Genomic DNA, 17,170 nt, shown 5'->3' with positions numbered 1-17,170 from the left:
TGACGTCATGCAATCACCTTGAGCGTTCCCATGATCCCCACCATCACCGCCTTTGAAAGTTCGCCCGATCGCGGCCGAGGACTCGCGCGCGACATGCGCGTTCGCTGGGCGCTGGAAGAAGTGGGCCAGCCTTACACGGTTCGTCTGCTCTCGTTCAGTGCGATGAAGGAAACCGCGCACCGGGCGCTGCATCCCTTCGGGCAGATCCCCACCTATGAAGAAGGCGATCTCGCCCTGTTCGAGTCGGGCGCCATCGTGTTGCATATCGCGGAGCGCCATGCGGGCCTGCTGCCGGAAGATGCCAATGCCCGGGCGCGCGCGATCACATGGATGTTTGCCTCGCTCAACACGGTGGAGCCGCCGATCCTCGAACTCCAGACCGCCAAGTTCCTGGAGAGCGACAAGCCCTGGTCCGAGCAGCGCCTGCCGCTCATCAAGGATCGCATCCGTGCCCGCCTGGGCGAACTGTCCGATCGCCTCGGCGAGGCCGACTGGCTCGACGGTGCGTTCAGCGCGGGCGACCTGATGATGGCAGGGGTGCTGCTCCGGTTGAAAGCATCGGGGATGCTGGACGAGTACCCGAACCTCGCCGCCTATGTCGCCCGTGGCGAAGCACGGCCTGCATTCAAGCGCGCTTTCGCCGCTCAGTTGGCGGTGTTCACTGGCAAGGCTCAATGAAAAGGGGCCACCTCACTCTGAGTCCCAGCTTCGTCCGTCCACAGCCGCCCCGGTCTCCGCCGCCCTCTGCGCGAGTTCCTTGATCTTGAGCACACGCAACTGCTCCGACTTTTTGAGTCCTTCGCGCGCCTCCGTGATCACTTCGTGGGCCAGATTCTGGCTGGTGTGATGGCGCTTGGCATCGATAGCGGCATCCAGCCGTTGCTGGGCTGCCTTGATCCCTTTATCGACGCGGTAGAGGGGAGCGTGCGGATTCGTGGTGAGGGGTGGCTCGTAGCTTTTCATCAAGGTGTTTGTGCATGATCAGAACAGCACGATAGCCGGGTCGGCCCCGCTCCGCACGTGCCTGGCCGTTGCCCACCCAGGCAATCGCCAGCTGCGCATGCCGGGTTCCCATATCCCGGACTCTTTGGATGTAACGGGCTCCGACCCACTTATTGCGCAGAGCCGCGGCTACTGCATCGGCTACGGCAAAGCAGCGCCCTGCGGATTCTCGTGCGTGAGCGGATTCACCGAGACCTCGCGGAACAGCAGCATGTCGCCGATGCGCGACGAGGCACCATCGTAGAACCCCGTCGCCGGGGCGAAGTCGTGCGGGTTGTCGAAGGTACCGAACAGGATGTCGAACAGCGGCACATCGGCATAGTTGTTGCGGTGCCGTCCGCGCGCATGGTGCCAGGAGTGGCTCTCGGGACGCTGGACGATGTAGCCGAGCCAGCGCGGCGTGCGCACATTGGTGTGCTGGAAGATCGACAGCAGCGTGAAGACAAGCAGGGCAGCCGTCGTCGCCGACGTGGACAGGCCGACCACGAGCGTCAGCGCGAGGCTCGACATGACGGTCCAGCCGATCATGTCGAACGGGTGGAACCAGTACGCACTCCAGGCATCGATGCGCTCGGCGCTGTGGTGCATCTGGTGCAGGCCACGCCACAGCAGGTCGGAGGCGTGCATGCCGCGGTGGTAGAAGTAGCCGATGCATTCGTAGACGAGGACGCCGACGAGGGCGCCGGTCGCAATGCCGAGATGGCTGAGGTCGAACAACTGCCACGGCAACAGGTATTCGGTCCATAGCAGCGGCAGGTACGTGGACAGCGCGAGAAAGAGGATGAACGCGGCAAGTCCGCGCATGCGCCATGCCGGCGCCCGGGGCAGTTCGCGCGCCGGGAAGCAATGCTCCCAGAGGATCAGCGTCGCGTAGATGGCGAAAACGGTCAGGGAGACCGGATCGAGCAGGACTTCAATCGGCGTGGGCATGGGCGACTCCGGCTTGCCTGGTACGGGTTACGATAGCCCACGCGACAGCCAGCGCCCCCAGTCATTTCGGCAGCGAATCGGACGGATCGGCCATGACCGCAGCCCCGCAACCCGTGATCGCGATCCTTGCCGTGCCCGAGACCTCGGCATCGGTCCTCTACGGCATGTACGACCTGTTCCGTTCGGCCGGCCGCGATTGGAACATGGCGATCGGCGGCGATGCGGGACCGGGCGTGGTGCAGCCCGTCGTCGTCGCCACGCGCGAAGGCCCGTTCCCGGTCGTCAACGACGTCCACGTGACGCCGGAGACGACGATCGATCGCATCGGCTGCCCCGATGTCGTCGTCATTCCCGACCTGGCGGTCGACCCGGGCGGCCCTTTCGACCTGGACCGTTTCGCGACCGAGATCGCCTGGCTCAAGGATTGCCATGCGCGCGGCGCGGTGCTCGCCTCGGCCTGCTCGGGAGCCCTGTTGTTCGCCGAGGCCGGCCTGCTTGACGGCTACGATGCGACGACGCACTGGGCTTTCGCCGACGCGATCGCGCGACGCCACCCGCGCATTCGCATGCGCCCGGAGAACGCACTGGTCGTCACCGGCGAAGGGCATCGCCTGATCATGGCCGGGGGAGGCACGTCCTGGTCCGATCTCACGCTGTACCTGATCTCCCGCTTCGCCGGCGTCGGGCAAGCCATGGACACGGCACGCATGAACCTCGTCGAATGGCATGCCGTCGGCCAGCAGCCGTACGCGCGGCTCGCGCGCTCACGCCAGTCCGAGGATGCGCTGATCGCACGATGCCAGGTCTGGATCGCCGAGCACTACCAGGAGCCGGCGCCTGTTGCCGCGATGGTGCGTCTGAGCGAACTGCCGGAACGGACGTTCAAGCGACGCTTCCAGCGCGCCACCGGGTTGTCGCCGCTCGAGTACGTCCACACGCTGCGCCTCGAGGAGGCCAAGCAGATGCTCGAGGCCGGCAACGAGCCGGTCGAGGCGATCGCCAACGCGATCGGCTACGAGGACGCGGGCTTTTTCGGCAAGCTGTTCCGGCGCAAGGTCGGACTTGCGCCAATCCAGTACCGGCGCCGCTTCGGCGCGATGCGGCGCTCGTTGTCGACGGCCTGACGTGGAGCGCCCTGACATTGTCCCTGACACCTTTTTCCACTGCTCCACCTGACCGGGATCAAGACGCCAATTGCGCTGCTCGGGGAACATGCAGTATCGCTACACCACAACGATATGCATGAAACGAGACCATACGAATGGAATTCCATATCGCGCTCACCGATGCCTGCCCCGGCCCCAACGTCATCCAGGACGTCATGTTCGATGTCGATCCAAATGCGGTAGTCGATCTCGACATGAGGGGCTTGGTGATGCGGATATCCTCCTACGTGACGGTGGGGGACCTGATCGAGGTACTGCGGCGAACCGGCTGGACAGTGGCGCCGGAACAGGTGGCGCAGTTGCCGACCATATGTTGCGGTGGCTGCTCCGGATGAAGTGGGTCCTGGCCGGCTGCCCTCCGGACCAAGGCCAATACGGAAATCGGGACAGAGGAAGTTAAGCGGGCCCAGGCGGAGAAGGCCTTGTGCCGCCCGGCATTTACTAAGCCGAAACTTTGTAGTCGAACATACCAATTTCAAAAACTGCATGAAACTAGGGGTTTTAGAGCCTCTCTTGTACGGATACTTTGTTTCGTCTTAGTAACTTCCTCTGTCCCGGTTTCCGCATGGCTATCTGTCGTCGAATGGCGTCCCGAAATTGTCCCCGACACGAATGGCACTTACTTAGGGCCTGGGGCCATTCGGTTCTCAACCGTTCACGCTGAGCGTAGCCCGCGCAGCGGGCGGAGTCGAAGCGCCGCCAAGCGGTGGTCATGCCGGCATGTCCTTCGACTTCCTCGCTCCTTAAAGCTGTGGCCATCCATAGCCACTCCCCGCGTGCGGCCTTCGGCCTACGCTCAGAGCCTGCCCCGGACCTGATCCGGGGACGAACGGGCTTAAGCAAGTGCCATTTGTCCCCGACACCTTTTTTACTGTTTCGGCCCGAGAGTAAACTGGCGGCACAGGTTCAGGGCATCCATGTCGGGTCGAGGCGGCTTGCAACCCCGTGCCACACAGCCATGTCCAGAACGAAATCCTATCTGCGCTCCATCCTGGGTAGCGCTGCCTTGCTGGTCGCGACCGCTGGACTGATCAGTCTTCCCGCGCACGCAGACGACGACAGCTGGCACGTGGCGGTCCGCGCCGAACAGGCGACGCCCGGTGGCTGGGTCCGCGTGCGGGAAAACGCCATCCAGGGCACGCAGCTGCCCATCCACGACGGGCTTGGCGTCAACCATATGCAAACAATCAGGCTGGACGCCTGGAAGCCGCTTTCCGACGCCAGCGAGTTGCACTTCGGGTTTTCCACCAGCCGGCTGAACGGCCACACGCTGATCGGCACGCCGATGTATTACAACGGCACCACCATCGCTCCCGGACGCCTGGACACCATTACTCATTTTCAGGATTTCGTCGCGTTCGACGCGTCGTACTGGCACCGGTTGACCGACTTCGGCAATGGCGGCCGCTTGTGGGGCAGCGTGGGCGCAACCTACGTGATGCTCAACTTCCGACTCGACGGCAGCATCGCCGCCGACAGCACCGGTCACGAGTTGAAGGAAGACTTCTACGTGCAGGAGCTTCCCGTGCCCACGCTGGGCCTGCACCTGCGCTATCCGTTGACCGACGCGCTGAAGCTCACGGCCGACGTCACGCTGGGGCGGCTGCCCTGGGTCAACAGCCTGCGCACCGAAGGGGGCGAGGTGCGGCTCGCACAGACCAATGAGGAAGAGGAACTGGGCCTGGAGTACGAGTTCGCACCGCACTGGCAGGCGATCGCCTACGTCGTCCATCGCTATCTCGGGCAGGACGAACGCAGCCGGGAAGACGGCAACGTCATCCATCTCAGCTCAAACGGCATCGGCATCGGCGTTGGCTACCGGTTCTGAGCCTTCGGAAGGGACAAGCGGCAATGCGAAAAAGGCGCTCGCCAAGCCCTCGCCCTTGCACCCGGTTCGCAGCCAATAACACTTCCAACCGAACGGGGTCAGAGTGAAATAGTCAGAAGAATGAGAAGAATGGTGTCAGGGACAATTTGACGACTCCTGTTGCTGCCCCATTAAGCGATAACCCATACGGACAGCCACGATTCGCATGAAGCTAAGGTCTGCCCAGGAGCTCCACCAACCGCGATTCGCATGGTGAGAGATCGTAACCCCGGCGCTGCGACACCACGAACGTGAGCGGACCCATGTGCCAGGCATGGCGCTCAAGTTCGACCAGTTGGCCGCTTGCCAGATCCTCGCTGACGAGGTGCCGTGGCAAGTGCCCCCAGCCGAGGCCGGCCTTGAGCAGATCGCGTTTGGCGCCGAGATCGTTGACCAGCCACTGGCGCTTGCCGGCAACGCCCTGTTGGGTCTTTTCTGCCTCGGGCTGATTGTCCGTGACGACGATCTGGGTGCGTCGGCCAAACTCGTCCACGGGGATGGGTTTGGGTATCGAAGCGAGCGGATAGGATGGCGCGCATACCGTCACCATCTCCGCCTCGCGCAGCCAGCGGCGTTCGATGGCTTCCGGGTTCACCTCCGGCACGTTCTCGATCGTGACGGCCAGGGCACACACCCTTTCGAGCACCAGGTTCTCACCCCCCTGCATAGTCGTGATGCGCAGGTTGATCGCTGCGGTCGGAAACTCTTCCTGCAGCGTCCGCAAGCAGTCGATCAGGTGGGTGCGCGGGAAGTAGGCATCGACCGCCACCGAAACCTGCGGTACCCCGGCCTTGGCGATCGCGCCGGCGCGGTTCTTCATTTCTTCCGTGCGTGAGATCACCGCCCGTGCGTCCGGCAAAAGGCTGCGCCCCGCCGCGGTGAGCTGCGCCTTGCGTGTGTTGCGCTCGAACAACTCGACATCGAACGCACTTTCCAGCGCCTTGATCGCATGGCTGATGGCCGACTGCGCCCGTGCGAGCTTGCGCGCCGCACCCGAGAAGCTTCCCTGATCGCACACCGCAACGAATGCACGCAGCTGGTTGATGGTGACGTTGTCGAGCATGGACTATCCGGAAAATAGATCGTATTAAGCGATGTTTCGTCAATTGTGTTGATGCGTCAAGCGACCCAGCTTGGTTGGGCAACCGGCCCGAACGGGTCACACCACTCCACCTCCCGTACTGAAAAGGACAATGTCATGAGCTACGCCATCATCGGTTTCGGCGCCATAGGCCAGGCCCTCGCCCGCGCTTTCGCCCGCAACAACATCGAAGTCGCGGTCGCCAGTCGGCGGTCGCCCGAAGCCCTGTTGCCACAGGCGCAGGCGATCGGATCCACGGTCATTCCCAAGACACTGCAGGAAGCGCTGAAGGCGGACGTGATTTTTCTCGCCGTTCTCTTCGAGGGACATCGCGAGGTCGCCAAGACTCTGCCGAGCTGGCAGGGCAAGACGGTCGTGGACGCGATGAACGGTTTCGAGGGCCTGTCTTCTGCCGACGTCGCCAAAGCCTTTCCCGGTGCCCGGCTCGTGAAGGGCTTCAATCATCTGCCCGCGAGGACGCTGGCCGCCGACCCGAACGTCAAGGGCAGCCGCCGGGTCGTGTTCCTGTCGAGCGACGACAAAGCCGCCGCAGCGCAAGTGGCGGAGCTGGCCGAACAACTGGGTTTCGCACCCGTCAATCTCGGCAAGCTCGAAGAAGGCGGCGCGCTGGTACAGGTGCGGGACAAGAACTGGGCGCCGCTGATCTTCCAGGACCTGTTCAAGAACGAACCCGAGCGAGCGGCGACAGCTGTCGCAGGATCGTAATCACTTACCCAACCCAAGGATCCATGACATGACCCGACTGAATGGAAAGACCGCCGTGATCACCGGCGGCGCGACCGGCATCGGCCGCGCGGCGGCAAAGCGCTTCATCGAGGAAGGCGCCTTCGTCTTCATCTTCGGCCGCCGGCAGGACGTACTCGACGACGCCGTGGCCGACCTCGGGCCGAATGCCCGCGCGGTGCAGGGCTCGGTCGCCGATCCGGCCGATCTCGACCGACTTTACGCGGCGGTGCAGGCCGAGCGCGGCACCCTCGATATCGTCTTCGCCAATGCCGGGACGGGAAGCCTGCTTGCGCTCGGCGAGATCACCGCCGAGCACATCGACGAAACGTTCGACACCAACGTGAAGGGCACGATCTTCACGGTGCAAAAGGCGCTGCCGCTGATGGGCCAGGGCGGCTCGATCATCCTGACCGGATCGAGTGCCGGCACCACCGGCGCGCCGGCCTTCAGCGCCTACAGCGCGAGCAAGGCGGCCGTGCGCAACCTCGCGAAGACCTGGGCGGAGGACCTGAAAGGCACCGGCATCCGGGTCAATGTGCTGTCGCCCGGGCCGACGGCGACCGAACTGGCGAAGGAAGCATTGGGCGAGGAAGGCTTGAAGGTTTTCGCCGCGATGAATCCACTCCAGCGCATGGCCGAACCGGCGGAGATCGGGGCGGCGGCGGCCTTTCTCGCGTCGTCGGACAGCAGCTTCATGACCGCCAGCGAGCTCGCCGTCGACGGCGGCCTGGCGCAAATCTGACGCGCCACGCCCGGCCGGTTACTTCATTCGGCAAAAGCGGGGTCAGGTTCACTTACATCCTCGCCGAAAGCGAACCTGACCCGAATGACACTTCCTTAAGCCCGTTCGTCCCCGGATCAGGTCCGGGGAAGGCCGCACGCGGGGAGTGGCTATGGATGGCCACAGCTTTGAGGAGCGAGGAAGTCGAAGGACATGCCGGCATGACCACCGCTTGGCGGCCTCAGCGTGGCGAGTCGGCCAGGCGCACGCGATCCTGCCGCCAGTAGTCGCGGGCGATGATGCGGTAAAGCGCGGCAGTGAATCGCTGCGCGTCGGTCGTCTTCAAGTGCGACCATTCCGGCAGTTCCAGTCCTTGCAGTTCCGGGTAATCCTCGAAATGGATGCCGGGTGCCCCGGTGCGGGCAAGTAACACGTCCCAGGTTTTCGCGCGCGGGAACACCTTGTCGTCGAATTCGAGATAACGCCCTGCCGTGGGCGGACGCACGAACAATACCTGCACACCGCGCGCGCGCAATTTCGCGACGGCGACGACGGCGCGCTGGATCTGCGTGTCGATAACCTTCTGCAGCTTTTCCGGCGTGTCCATGTTCGGTGGCGGCGGCCCATCGAAATGCTGTGCCCAGATGCTGCGCGCCAGCGCGCGATACTCGGGATCGGTCTCGAGCTTGCTCCACATATGCGTGCTGCGATCGGCTTCCTGCACGGACAGCTTGCGCACGTCCATGCGTTCCGGGACGCCCGGTCGCTGCGGCCATGCCTGCCGCTTGAGCACGGTCGCGAGAGCGAAGTCGGAATCGTCGAAGGCGACAAAGGGTTCGAGCAGGTGCTGCGACAACCAGCTGCCCACGCGCTGCGACGGGGTTTCCCTGTGGTAATACGGCACCACGTCGCCGCGATAGGCGAAGCCGCTGAAAAACAGGTCCGATGCCACACCGACCACCAGGTGTCCGGTGAATTTCGGATCCGCAGCCAGGTCTTCGAGCACGGGAACTGACGATGTGCCCTCCATGGCAAGCTGGATCGGGCGCTCGCCGGCGAGCTTCTCCCACACCGGCAACTGCACATCGAACAGGACGCGCGATGAGCCGATCAGCACGGTCTTGCCACCCTCGCCCTGGTCGATGCGCCGCCGCTGCTGCGCCCACTCGCCGTTGCTGTTGTAGTAGCCCGGGGTAACGCCATAGGCGCGCCAGTAGCCTTCCCATGCCGCCAGCAGCAATACCAGCATGGTCAGCGCGCCCAGAAAAATTCGCCGCCAGGGCTGTGGTGGCACGTCGCGCACCGGTACCGGCTGGGCGACACCGGGCCGATCTGCCGCGGTCAGGCGTTCGGCACCCGACACGCTGACGACGCGTTGGACGACCTGGGTCGGATCAGAACGATCTTGATCAGAACTGGAAATAGATGAAGGCACTGCCTTCTCCCTGTGCGATGACGATGGCAAACGCCATCAGCGCCCACACGACCGACAGTGCCACCGCCGGCGTACGCGTGACCACCGATTCCAGCGTGCGCTCGCGCATCAGCCAGTGCGTGGCGACGATACCGGCGACAATCGCCGCCACCGAGATCAACGAAAACATGGCAAGAATCGGTTTCGCCGCCGCATGCTGCCCAAGCATGCCGCCAAGCACGCTCCAGGCCTTGCCGAAGGTCTTGGCGCGGAAGAACACCCAGGTCAGATTCACCAGCAGATAAGTGAGCAGGCCGAGTGCGACAAACGCTGCCGGGCCGGGCCGATAACCGCGAAAACGCGTACGCAGCACGCGCTCGGCCGCGAGATACAGGCCGTGCAATCCGCCCCAAACCACGAAGGTCCAGTTCGCACCGTGCCAGAGGCCGCCAAGCAGCATCGTCGCCATCAGCGCCGCATACGTGCGTCGTTCGCCATGGCGATTGCCGCCGAGCGGAATATAGAGATAGTCACGCAGCCACGACGACAGCGTGATATGCCAGCGCCGCCAGAAGTCGGAGAAACCCACCGCCGCATACGGAAAACGGAAATTGTCCGGCATCGCAAAGCCCAGACACATCGCCGCGCCGATCGCCGTGGTCGAATAGCCCGCGAAGTCGCAGAAGATCTGACCGCTGAACGCGAGTGTCGCGGTCCAGGCGTCGAGCGCACCCGGAATCTTGTCCACGTCGTAGATTTTTTCCGCGACATTGGCGAGGAAACTGTCCGCCAGCACGACCTTGTTGAACAGTCCGAGCGTCATCAACGCCAGGCCGAACCGCAGTTGATCCGCGCTGGCGCGCCGCGGCTGGGCGAATTGCGGCACCAGTTCGGTCGGACGCATGATCGGCCCGGCGACGAGATGCGGGAAGAACGTGACGAACAGCGCGTAGTCGAGGAAATTGCGCGCGGGCTTGGCGCGGCGCAGATAGACGTCCAGCGTGTAGGACAACGTGGCAAAGGTGTAAAAAGAGATGCCCACCGGCAGCACGATGTCGGCATGCGGTGGCTGATAGACCACGCCGAGCGACGCCATCAGCGCGCTGAAATTGTCGAGCAGAAACTGGCCGTACTTGAAGTAGCCAAGCATGCCGAGGTTGGCGACTACCGACAGCAGCATCCATGCATGCCGGGCGCGCTGCCGCTGCGCTTTTACCAGGCCTTGCGCCGCGTACCAGTCAACCACGGTCGAGATCCACAACAGGATGACGAACGGCGGATTCCACGCCATGTAGAAGACGTAGCTGGCGATCAGCAGATTGATCTTGCGCGTGGTCCAGGGCAGCGGCAACGAATGCAGCGCGAGTACGCACGCGAAGAACGCGATGAAGGTAAGCGAATTGAAGACCATGACTCTCCCCAGTCAATGATCAAGCCGCTGCTGAAACGCCACTTCGCACGAGCCCCTGGAGCGGGCGCGAGCATGGGCCGACCCGAGGGCGAATGCAATGGGAGGGCTTGGAGCATGTCGCTTGGAATCGTGGGCACCCGGCCATCGCTTCGTAACCGGCGCAGAGCCGCAGTTTGCTGGTGGCGACGATGGACGATCCGGTACAGGAAGTGGCTCGAACCCGCCTTGATCTTCAAGAATGATGTCAGGGACAATTTAGAGACCGCGTGGTCCCTGAAAAATTGTCCCTGAGACCTTCCCCCCTTTTTTCTGCTAGACCGGGACATTTCTGATCACCGGGTCGCAGTCGAGGGTGGTGTTGGCCGTCGTATCCCTGATCTTGATCTTGTAGTGCGTAGTGGTCGCGTGGGTGCACTGGTTCGTGATTGTTCGACTTTTCGGATCCGTGCCTTGGCGTTGCCAAGCCAACTGGCCTTGATCATTTCCATCGAAAGACACTTGGTCGAACACGTAACGTGGGTCGCATCGCAACTGCACTTCAATGGTGGCGGCACCATGGCCGACGGCGTGCTTTACATGGCCATGCGGAATATGGCCTTGCGGACTATCCTGGTCGTGGTCGTTGCCGCCGGAATACTGATAGCTGTAGGGGCTCCCGTTGGCGGCACTGATATTGGTCCAGTAACCGTCGCTGTTGTGGAAGTTGCAAACATTGAGCACCACTGTGAGATTGCTGTTTGACATGGCCATTGCTCCCGCGTGAAGTGTGGCCGCTCAGGGCCCAAACGGTGGACGCACGGTCCGCCGGTCCGATGAATGGATGATCGACTGTCTCCGCGTGGAGCGCGCCGGTCACCGCGACTCGGCCGTCGCCGGGGTGCCTGGGCCATCCTGCCACGGGTACAGCGGCACGTACCCGCTTGCCTTCAGTCGTGCCAGATAGGGCGACGCGGTAGCGTCGCGATGCTGCGCCAGAAAGACGCGTACCAGCAGATCGAGGCGATCAAACGTAGGCTGCCTGGTACCCTCGCGCAACTCCTGTTCGGCAATGGACCAGGCAGCCTGTGCGGCAGCGTCGTCGCCACGTTGCGCCGCAACGCCCCCCAGAAGCAAATGCAACTCGGGCGGCAACAACCGGTAAGCATCCTTGTTTTGCTGGGTGGCGAGTGCCGGTGCCAGCTCGGCATTGGCACGAGACAGCCAAGTCGTCGCTTCGGCATTCTCACCAAGTCGCCACATCAGTTCGCCAAGCAGCATCTGCGACTTCGCCAACCAGTGCAGGTCGAGGCTGTCCTTCGTTTCAACGGCGCGCGTGGTGGCGAAGATGCGTTCCGCGCTGAGTGCTTCAGTCATGGCCCGATCCGGTGCCACCCCTGAATCGAGACGCGCAACCCACCAGTAGTCTTTGCCAAGCTGCACCTGCCAGGTCTTGTTGGTGGGGTCCTGCTTGGCCAGCACTTCGCCCAGGGCCGTCGCCTCTGCAGCACCACGACGAGCGTCGGCAATGTCACCCGTTTCGGCTTGTACCTCCACCAGGAACAGACGCGCATCCGGCCACTCCGATTTCCATTGCGCATTGTCGGGCTCGGCAGTGCGATTGGCCGTGAGGTATTCCACCTGTTCCGTGTAGCGGGCGCGCGCCTCCGCGAGCCGACCGTCCTGCATCGCCAGGCTACCCAGATAAGAGGCAATATTGGCCGCCTCGTCACGCAACCCGGTGTCGTGCGGATGGGTTTTCATCCAACCAAGATAGAGCTCATAGGCGTTGCGGAAAACGCGCTCGGCCTGCTCGTCGCGACCGCGAGCCAAGTCGAGTGTGGCCAGGTTTTCCTGGCCGGAAGCAACCTCACGCTGCCACGCGAAATTCGTTCGATCCATCGCGGCAAGCTTCAGCGCGCTATCGCGATAACGTCGTAGCCACGCTTGCGCATTGTCCAGTTGCCCCTGGCGCCAGAAAGCGAACCCTATCCAGTATTCGGCCTGGGCCTTGTCGAACAATCTTTGACCGTTTCCGGGCTCACGTCTGAAAAGTTCGCTGCTGCGCGCATAGGAGTCGTGAAACGCCAGCATGGCCTTGTTATCGTGACCCTGGTCCAATCGCACCTGACCGATGCCGGTCAGCAAACGCGCCTGTTGCTCCAGCGCATGTTGATTGAGATCACTCGGCTGCAGCGTGCCAAAGTAAGCGGTGGCCTTGTCGTCGACCGCCACCATCAGGTCGAGCCGTCCGACCGTGGCAAGCTTGCCGCGCAAATCGCCAAGCATGAAACCCAGAATATCTTCGGCCTGGGCTTGGCGTCGCTGGGCATCGTGGCGCGAGACCAGCGCGAAGATGGCCAGAATGGATGTGATTGCCATCACCACCACCGCCAGCCCCGCGACTGCTGTCAGGCGCCGCGCGCGCCGCTGCAGCTCGCGTTGCTTGAGGCGGTCAAAGTCCACCTCAAGCATCCCGGCGATCAGTTTTAGCTTGGCGTTGGCCTTGCCGTCCTTGCCGGCGCGCACGTCAGCTGCGATGGGCTCGGCCGGCAGCGCGGTGGCTCGGCCCTGCCGGTCAAACTGGACGCGAAGCGCGGGCGCGAAGCATTCCTCGGCCTCGTGTTGGGGCATGGCGCTGGCGTTGGGTTCGCCGTCAACGATCACGCAGAAGATCCGCTCGCTGCCACCCATCCGTTTGTAGGCGAGTACTTCCTCCTGCACCCAATGTGATGTCGCCGAGCGCGGCGAGCAGATCACGATCAAGTTCGCCGATTGCGCCAGCGCGGCATTGACCTTGCCACCGAGGTCATGGGCGCTGGCCAGTTCGTCGCGATCACGGAAGATCGGCGTCAGTCGCGTGGGAATGACGCCAGCGTCGGTGGTCTGGCCGACCAGTCGTTTCGGCACCGCATAAGTCTCCAGCGCCTTGTGCAGCCAGTCGGCCCAGGCCTTGTCCTGGTGGCTGTAGCTGATGAAGGCGTAATAGCGGAACGGTGGTGCGATGGAATCCTGCGCCAGCACTGGCAACACTCCCCTCCGGACAACGGTGAAGTCACTGGATTTCCGCTTGACCAGTCCTTCGGCCGTTGCAATGCACCTCGCCGGCAGGCGGAAACAGGGGCTGCACGAGCGTCGGGCACGGCGCTCTCGGTGACCCCTGGGCTACTCCGGACCGACTTGTTTCCCGGCGCTTAGTCGTTGCAGGTGATGGTACGCCCAGCTGAGTGCGCGGAGAAGGACTATGGCGATGCAGAGAAACCGGGGGCAGAGTCGACTTTCCAAGGCGGCAGCCTCAAAGAAGTGCGCTCTGACCCTGAGGTTTCCCCACGTTTTCATGCCGGCACACCCAGTTGATCGAGCAGTTGTGAACTGGGGTGGCGCAGCTGATTGATGAGTTTGCTCAAGTGCGTGTTCGGCCATCGTCGCACGAGTGCCTCACGACCCAGCCGCATCACCGAGTAGAGGCGTCGTTTCGATCGGAATGGCGCGAGCCAGGCGTCGATACCGCAGCTTTCGCAAGCCATGCCCACAAGCCAGCTTGCAAAAGCCGCCATCGCGCTGAGCAGCAAGAGCACTTCAATCAAAAGGGACGAAGGTAGTTATCCGGGCTTAATTACCTCCGACCCCCTATTTGGCGCGGGTGGTTCGGCCAGCGGCGGCGGCTATGACAAGGGCATGGCCGTCTTCACCGTCACCAGGGGCGGGCGGATGTATGAAGCCTCGCTCGCCGGCCAGAAATTCACCTACACCGCTACTGGGCGCTGACGGTTCGTCGAGCAGCTATCACGCTTCCTCGATCCTCGGGTGATCAACCTGCCGCGATAACTGCAAGCGCGACAAAGGGGACGCGGCCAATCAAATGCAGCGCACCGGCACGGTCAGCCAACATGGTCGACGAAATTAATTAGCCACGTCCCCTTTGATCTTTATTTTGGCTAATCACAAGACGTGATGGGCCGCCATGTAAAAATTTCCCGGGACGAAGTAGGCGGTCGAGTGCGGGAAATTGAGAAAATTCACATCCAACTGCTCGTTGAAGGGATTGGAGAAGGTCTGCCACTTGGCAACATTGAGAACGTTGCAATGTTTAACAGCCACGATGCTGCGTATAAGCAGGTTTTCGACATCGAAAGCGACACCATTGACAAGAATGATACCGTTGTCGTTAACCGCGCGAGAAGCACCATTGATCAGAATTTTAATGATATAGATACGCAGACCGGCAAGATCAGCAGTGACAAACCCGGTCTCCCGAAAAACTTCAAAGCGAGCATTAAATCGCTGCTTCAAATTGGACGATGTCCCCGCATAAACATGAGCTGCTTGTGCCTTGTTGCGTATAACGTAAAGTCCTGGAGACGCCGGGATGGCGGCTCGTGCCACGACGTGCTGATTTCCGTCAACCTCCACCGTGTGCTTGGTCTTGTAATCAAAGGATACGGTCACGGTCATGATTCCCCCCTGTCCTGATAGTGATGTGAACAATGGCGCCAGGCACAATTTACGTCCTCCGACAGCTAGCCATAAATTGTCCCTGACGCCTCGCCCAGAAGGAGACTCATCCCGCCAGACGACGATCGGATTTAATTAGCCACGGTCCCTTTATTCACCATTTCTATGCGTACCTTGATGGTATTTACTGCGCGCCTCCGCGAAAAACTCGTTGTTTTCTTTGTGGCTAGCAACAATCCAAGTGGCAAAGCTATCGCTGTACTGGGGACTGCCAAACTTAGGCGTATGACAATACGTAGGCTGACGATCAATGTCGTGCACCCTACGAACGGCGAGAATGTCGTACGTGCTGACATTGACACCATCTGGAAGCATGTCGTTGATCTTACTCATGAATTCTTTTTGTCTGTAAGGATAGGTCGTGTCGTGGTCGATCAAGCGATATCCCGGCGCCTCGGGATCAGTCACTAGGCGGATAGGTACAGCGCCCACTTCGTCGCTTTCACGGACATCGCCTGCAAATATTGAAACTGCCGATCCTTGCGGTGCTGTAACCACCTTGCGAACGCCATCCAGCCATTCCGCCCTGATGGCTTTAAGCCTGCGCTCGATCACATTGCGAAGGTCAGTCGTCGTGCCGGGTTCGCTTTTTGCACCATGCCGGAAATAGACCGTACCTTTGGAAAAAGCTGTTTTCTGCTTTCCTGCGTGACCCTCGTATGTGCCAACCTCTTGGAAGACTATCGGCACTTCCACCGCTGCGACCTCTAAGAGCGCAATCGTATCCGCGCCCTTCTGCGCTTCGTGAACTTCAATTTCAACGAATTCCGATCCGGTGTATTTGCGAATCTTGTCCAACACCTTCGCATGGTCTAAAGCCAGAATCGCCGTTACATCAGCATTGGACGGAATTCCTCCATCGTCTATCCCAATAAGGATAACGCCGCCGCCGCTGTTGGCCATTGCGACAATATCCTTTATAAGCTCGCACCATTCACCAGGCGATGCAGGGTCAAATTCTCGCTTGAAGTCGACGAATTTTGACTCGCGCTTTGCTTTCAAACCCTTATCAAGAAGAGAGGGCATGTCTTGTGGCCCCTGACGTTGTGATTATGCGACAGCGTACCCGTCCGTCTTAAATCAACTTATTGGAATAGTTCCCTGACTAGTCGTCTTTAAACTCCAGCACAGCCCGGTAATGAAGAAGCGCAATAAAGGGTATCTCAGCGTTTCGCGAACTGAGGAAGGGGAACCTCCCCGGTCTGCACGACGGTCTGAATGAGTCGGCGCCCCGCCTCCAACTTCTCCGCTTCAGTCATGCCTTCAAAGCCTGGAAATATTTCGCGAGCTTGTGGCAATACCTTTGATCCCTCAAGGCCCCGCGCGACTACAAGCCACATTCCAAAGGCAGTCAGAATGTTGGTGGAAATACCCAAGTCAAGGGCATGCCCGATGGCTTGAGTGAAGGTCGCATGGATGTCGTCAGCCTCAATCGTAACCACGCGTTCGTCGGGATTCTGAAAGTGCTTTGCCGAATTCGCAGGTGCATGCAGAACATTGAAGAAGTCTTTGATCCCATCTAGCGGCACTCCGTGGGCCACATCCGCACCGTGCTCCTTGATGTCTCGATGCACGACGCTACTGAAGTACGTATCGGGCATCGCCCTCTGCGCCATGTCTTTCAAAATTAAGTGGGCGGGCTGAGCCAAGTTGACGACGAAGTAAAGCGGCTCACCATCAAAGTACATGATGATCGCGCGCTCTAAGAGCTGGATTGCTGCTGCCGACTTCTCAATGGTGACCACGTTGGCCTCGAAGAACGCTATTGGGCAAAACGACAGATGGAGATGCAGACATGCGAAATGCAGATGCCCCGCGCCATCACGCCTGTCGCTTGAACTCCACCACACTACCGCCCTTCACTTTGTCCCGGTCGAACGGGGTCAGGTTCACTTTCGCACAAACGACTGCGCCCAATACCTACGACAGGCCGCGGCGATGCTGGCTACTGCTGCGTAGATGCCTTCCACGATTCCAAATCAATGGCCCGGCAACCTCAACTCAACCTTCCCGGCATTCCTCAGCACATCGTGCAGCGCGGCAACAACCGCCTGCCCTGTTTTCTCGATGACACCGACCGGAAGCGCTACTTGCGCTACCTGCATCTGCTGCGCTAGGCGTTGCACGCTACTCCCTGCGCACCGCACGCCTAACCGGCTGAGAAAAACCGCATTCAAACCCCTCAAACCATCGGCAACTTCAACCCCTGCTCCTTCGCACACTCCACAGCAATCTCATACCCCGCATCCGCATGCCGCATCACCCCGGTCGCCGGATCATTCCACAACACCCGCGCAATCCGCTTGTCTGCCTCGGCTGTTCCATCGCAGACGATGACGA

Annotated in this window: 19 protein-coding genes; 8 read left to right on the top strand and 11 right to left on the bottom strand. The window is 61.3% G+C overall.

Annotation, left to right across the window (positions count from 1 at the left end):
- Positions 1–30 precede the first annotated feature (30 nt).
- Complete coding sequence (locus tag B0E47_RS00120) at positions 31–678, top strand: glutathione S-transferase family protein (protein ID WP_077511270.1); 648 nt, start codon at positions 31–33, stop codon at positions 676–678.
- 12 nt (positions 679–690) lie between these two features.
- Here B0E47_RS00120 and B0E47_RS00115 read toward each other — a convergent pair whose 3' ends face one another.
- Together B0E47_RS00115 and B0E47_RS00110 are read right to left on the bottom strand one after the other, a co-directional pair.
- On the bottom strand, positions 691–963 hold the full coding sequence (locus B0E47_RS00115; RefSeq protein WP_254422750.1) for a hypothetical protein: 273 nt from the start codon (positions 961–963) through the stop codon (positions 691–693).
- A gap of 180 nt (positions 964–1,143) precedes the next feature.
- Positions 1,144–1,932 carry a sterol desaturase family protein gene (locus tag B0E47_RS00110; protein WP_077511266.1) on the bottom strand — a complete coding sequence of 263 codons (789 nt, stop codon included), beginning with the start codon at positions 1,930–1,932 and terminating at the stop codon, positions 1,144–1,146.
- A gap of 92 nt (positions 1,933–2,024) precedes the next feature.
- On the opposite strand from B0E47_RS00110, the gene B0E47_RS00105 reads away from it, so the two are divergent.
- The 3 genes from B0E47_RS00105 (at position 2,025) to B0E47_RS00095 (ending at position 4,926) form a co-directional block, all read left to right on the top strand.
- A complete protein-coding gene (locus tag B0E47_RS00105) occupies positions 2,025–3,056 on the top strand; it encodes a helix-turn-helix domain-containing protein (protein ID WP_077511264.1) in 1,032 nt (343 codons plus the stop codon).
- Between the two features lie 137 nt (positions 3,057–3,193).
- Positions 3,194–3,433: a hypothetical protein gene (locus B0E47_RS00100; protein ID WP_077511262.1), complete on the top strand. Its 240-nt coding sequence runs from the start codon at positions 3,194–3,196 to the stop codon at positions 3,431–3,433.
- Positions 3,434–3,948: 515 nt separating this feature from the next.
- Positions 3,949–4,926, top strand: a complete 978-nt coding sequence (locus B0E47_RS00095) for a hypothetical protein (RefSeq protein WP_139351282.1) — start codon at positions 3,949–3,951, stop codon at positions 4,924–4,926.
- 211 nt (positions 4,927–5,137) lie between these two features.
- On the opposite strand, the gene B0E47_RS00090 is transcribed toward B0E47_RS00095, so the two are convergent.
- Positions 5,138–6,028, bottom strand: a complete 891-nt coding sequence (locus tag B0E47_RS00090) for a LysR family transcriptional regulator (protein ID WP_077511258.1) — start codon at positions 6,026–6,028, stop codon at positions 5,138–5,140.
- A 135-nt stretch (positions 6,029–6,163) separates the two neighbouring features.
- Here B0E47_RS00090 and B0E47_RS00085 point away from each other — a divergent pair, with 135 nt between their 5' ends.
- Together B0E47_RS00085 and B0E47_RS00080 are read left to right on the top strand one after the other, a co-directional pair.
- On the top strand, positions 6,164–6,772 hold the full coding sequence (locus tag B0E47_RS00085; RefSeq protein WP_077511256.1) for an NAD(P)-binding domain-containing protein: 609 nt from the start codon (positions 6,164–6,166) through the stop codon (positions 6,770–6,772).
- Between the two features lie 28 nt (positions 6,773–6,800).
- A complete protein-coding gene (locus B0E47_RS00080; protein ID WP_077511254.1) occupies positions 6,801–7,535 on the top strand; it encodes an SDR family oxidoreductase in 735 nt (244 codons plus the stop codon).
- A gap of 220 nt (positions 7,536–7,755) precedes the next feature.
- Here the strand turns inward: B0E47_RS00080 and B0E47_RS00075 are convergent, their stop codons facing one another.
- The 4 genes from B0E47_RS00075 to B0E47_RS00060 form a co-directional block, all read right to left on the bottom strand.
- Positions 7,756–8,877, bottom strand: a complete 1,122-nt coding sequence (locus B0E47_RS00075; RefSeq protein WP_254422749.1) for a hypothetical protein — start codon at positions 8,875–8,877, stop codon at positions 7,756–7,758.
- 46 nt (positions 8,878–8,923) lie between these two features.
- Positions 8,924–10,339 carry an MBOAT family O-acyltransferase gene (locus B0E47_RS00070; protein ID WP_077511252.1) on the bottom strand — a complete coding sequence of 472 codons (1,416 nt, stop codon included), beginning with the start codon at positions 10,337–10,339 and terminating at the stop codon, positions 8,924–8,926.
- 312 nt (positions 10,340–10,651) lie between these two features.
- The gene (locus tag B0E47_RS00065) at positions 10,652–11,083 is read right to left on the bottom strand and encodes a hypothetical protein (RefSeq protein WP_139351281.1); all 432 of its coding nucleotides are present in this window, start codon (positions 11,081–11,083) and stop codon (positions 10,652–10,654) included.
- Between the two features lie 108 nt (positions 11,084–11,191).
- Entirely contained in the window at positions 11,192–13,348 is a 2,157-nt protein-coding gene (locus B0E47_RS00060; protein ID WP_139351280.1) for a toll/interleukin-1 receptor domain-containing protein, read from the bottom strand.
- A 492-nt stretch (positions 13,349–13,840) separates the two neighbouring features.
- Between B0E47_RS00060 and B0E47_RS00050 the strand changes: the two genes are divergently transcribed.
- Positions 13,841–14,083 (top strand): hypothetical protein, encoded by a 243-nt coding sequence (locus B0E47_RS00050; RefSeq protein ID WP_077511246.1) that lies wholly within the window; start codon positions 13,841–13,843, stop codon positions 14,081–14,083.
- A gap of 174 nt (positions 14,084–14,257) precedes the next feature.
- Here the strand turns inward: B0E47_RS00050 and B0E47_RS00045 are convergent, their stop codons facing one another.
- From B0E47_RS00045 to B0E47_RS00035, 3 genes are all read right to left on the bottom strand, one after another.
- Positions 14,258–14,770, bottom strand: coding sequence for a hypothetical protein (locus B0E47_RS00045; RefSeq protein ID WP_077511244.1), 513 nt, complete (start codon positions 14,768–14,770; stop codon positions 14,258–14,260).
- 150 nt (positions 14,771–14,920) lie between these two features.
- Positions 14,921–15,856 (bottom strand): ATP-binding protein, encoded by a 936-nt coding sequence (locus B0E47_RS00040; RefSeq protein WP_077511242.1) that lies wholly within the window; start codon positions 15,854–15,856, stop codon positions 14,921–14,923.
- Between the two features lie 137 nt (positions 15,857–15,993).
- Positions 15,994–16,575, bottom strand: coding sequence for a hypothetical protein (locus tag B0E47_RS00035; RefSeq protein WP_077511240.1), 582 nt, complete (start codon positions 16,573–16,575; stop codon positions 15,994–15,996).
- Positions 16,576–16,812: 237 nt separating this feature from the next.
- Between B0E47_RS00035 and B0E47_RS17315 the strand changes: the two genes are divergently transcribed.
- Positions 16,813–16,947 carry a hypothetical protein gene (locus B0E47_RS17315; protein ID WP_256363526.1) on the top strand — a complete coding sequence of 45 codons (135 nt, stop codon included), beginning with the start codon at positions 16,813–16,815 and terminating at the stop codon, positions 16,945–16,947.
- Between the two features lie 65 nt (positions 16,948–17,012).
- On the opposite strand, the gene B0E47_RS00030 is transcribed toward B0E47_RS17315, so the two are convergent.
- On the bottom strand, positions 17,013–17,170 hold a 158-nt coding region (locus tag B0E47_RS00030; RefSeq protein ID WP_139351279.1), incomplete at its 5' end, for a hypothetical protein.

It is taken from the genome of Rhodanobacter sp. B05 (assembly GCF_002001085.1).
In the GTDB taxonomy this organism is placed as follows: domain Bacteria; phylum Pseudomonadota; class Gammaproteobacteria; order Xanthomonadales; family Rhodanobacteraceae; genus Rhodanobacter.
Note: the sequence above shows the minus strand (reverse complement) of the source record. Positions and strands in the feature narration are given on the sequence as shown.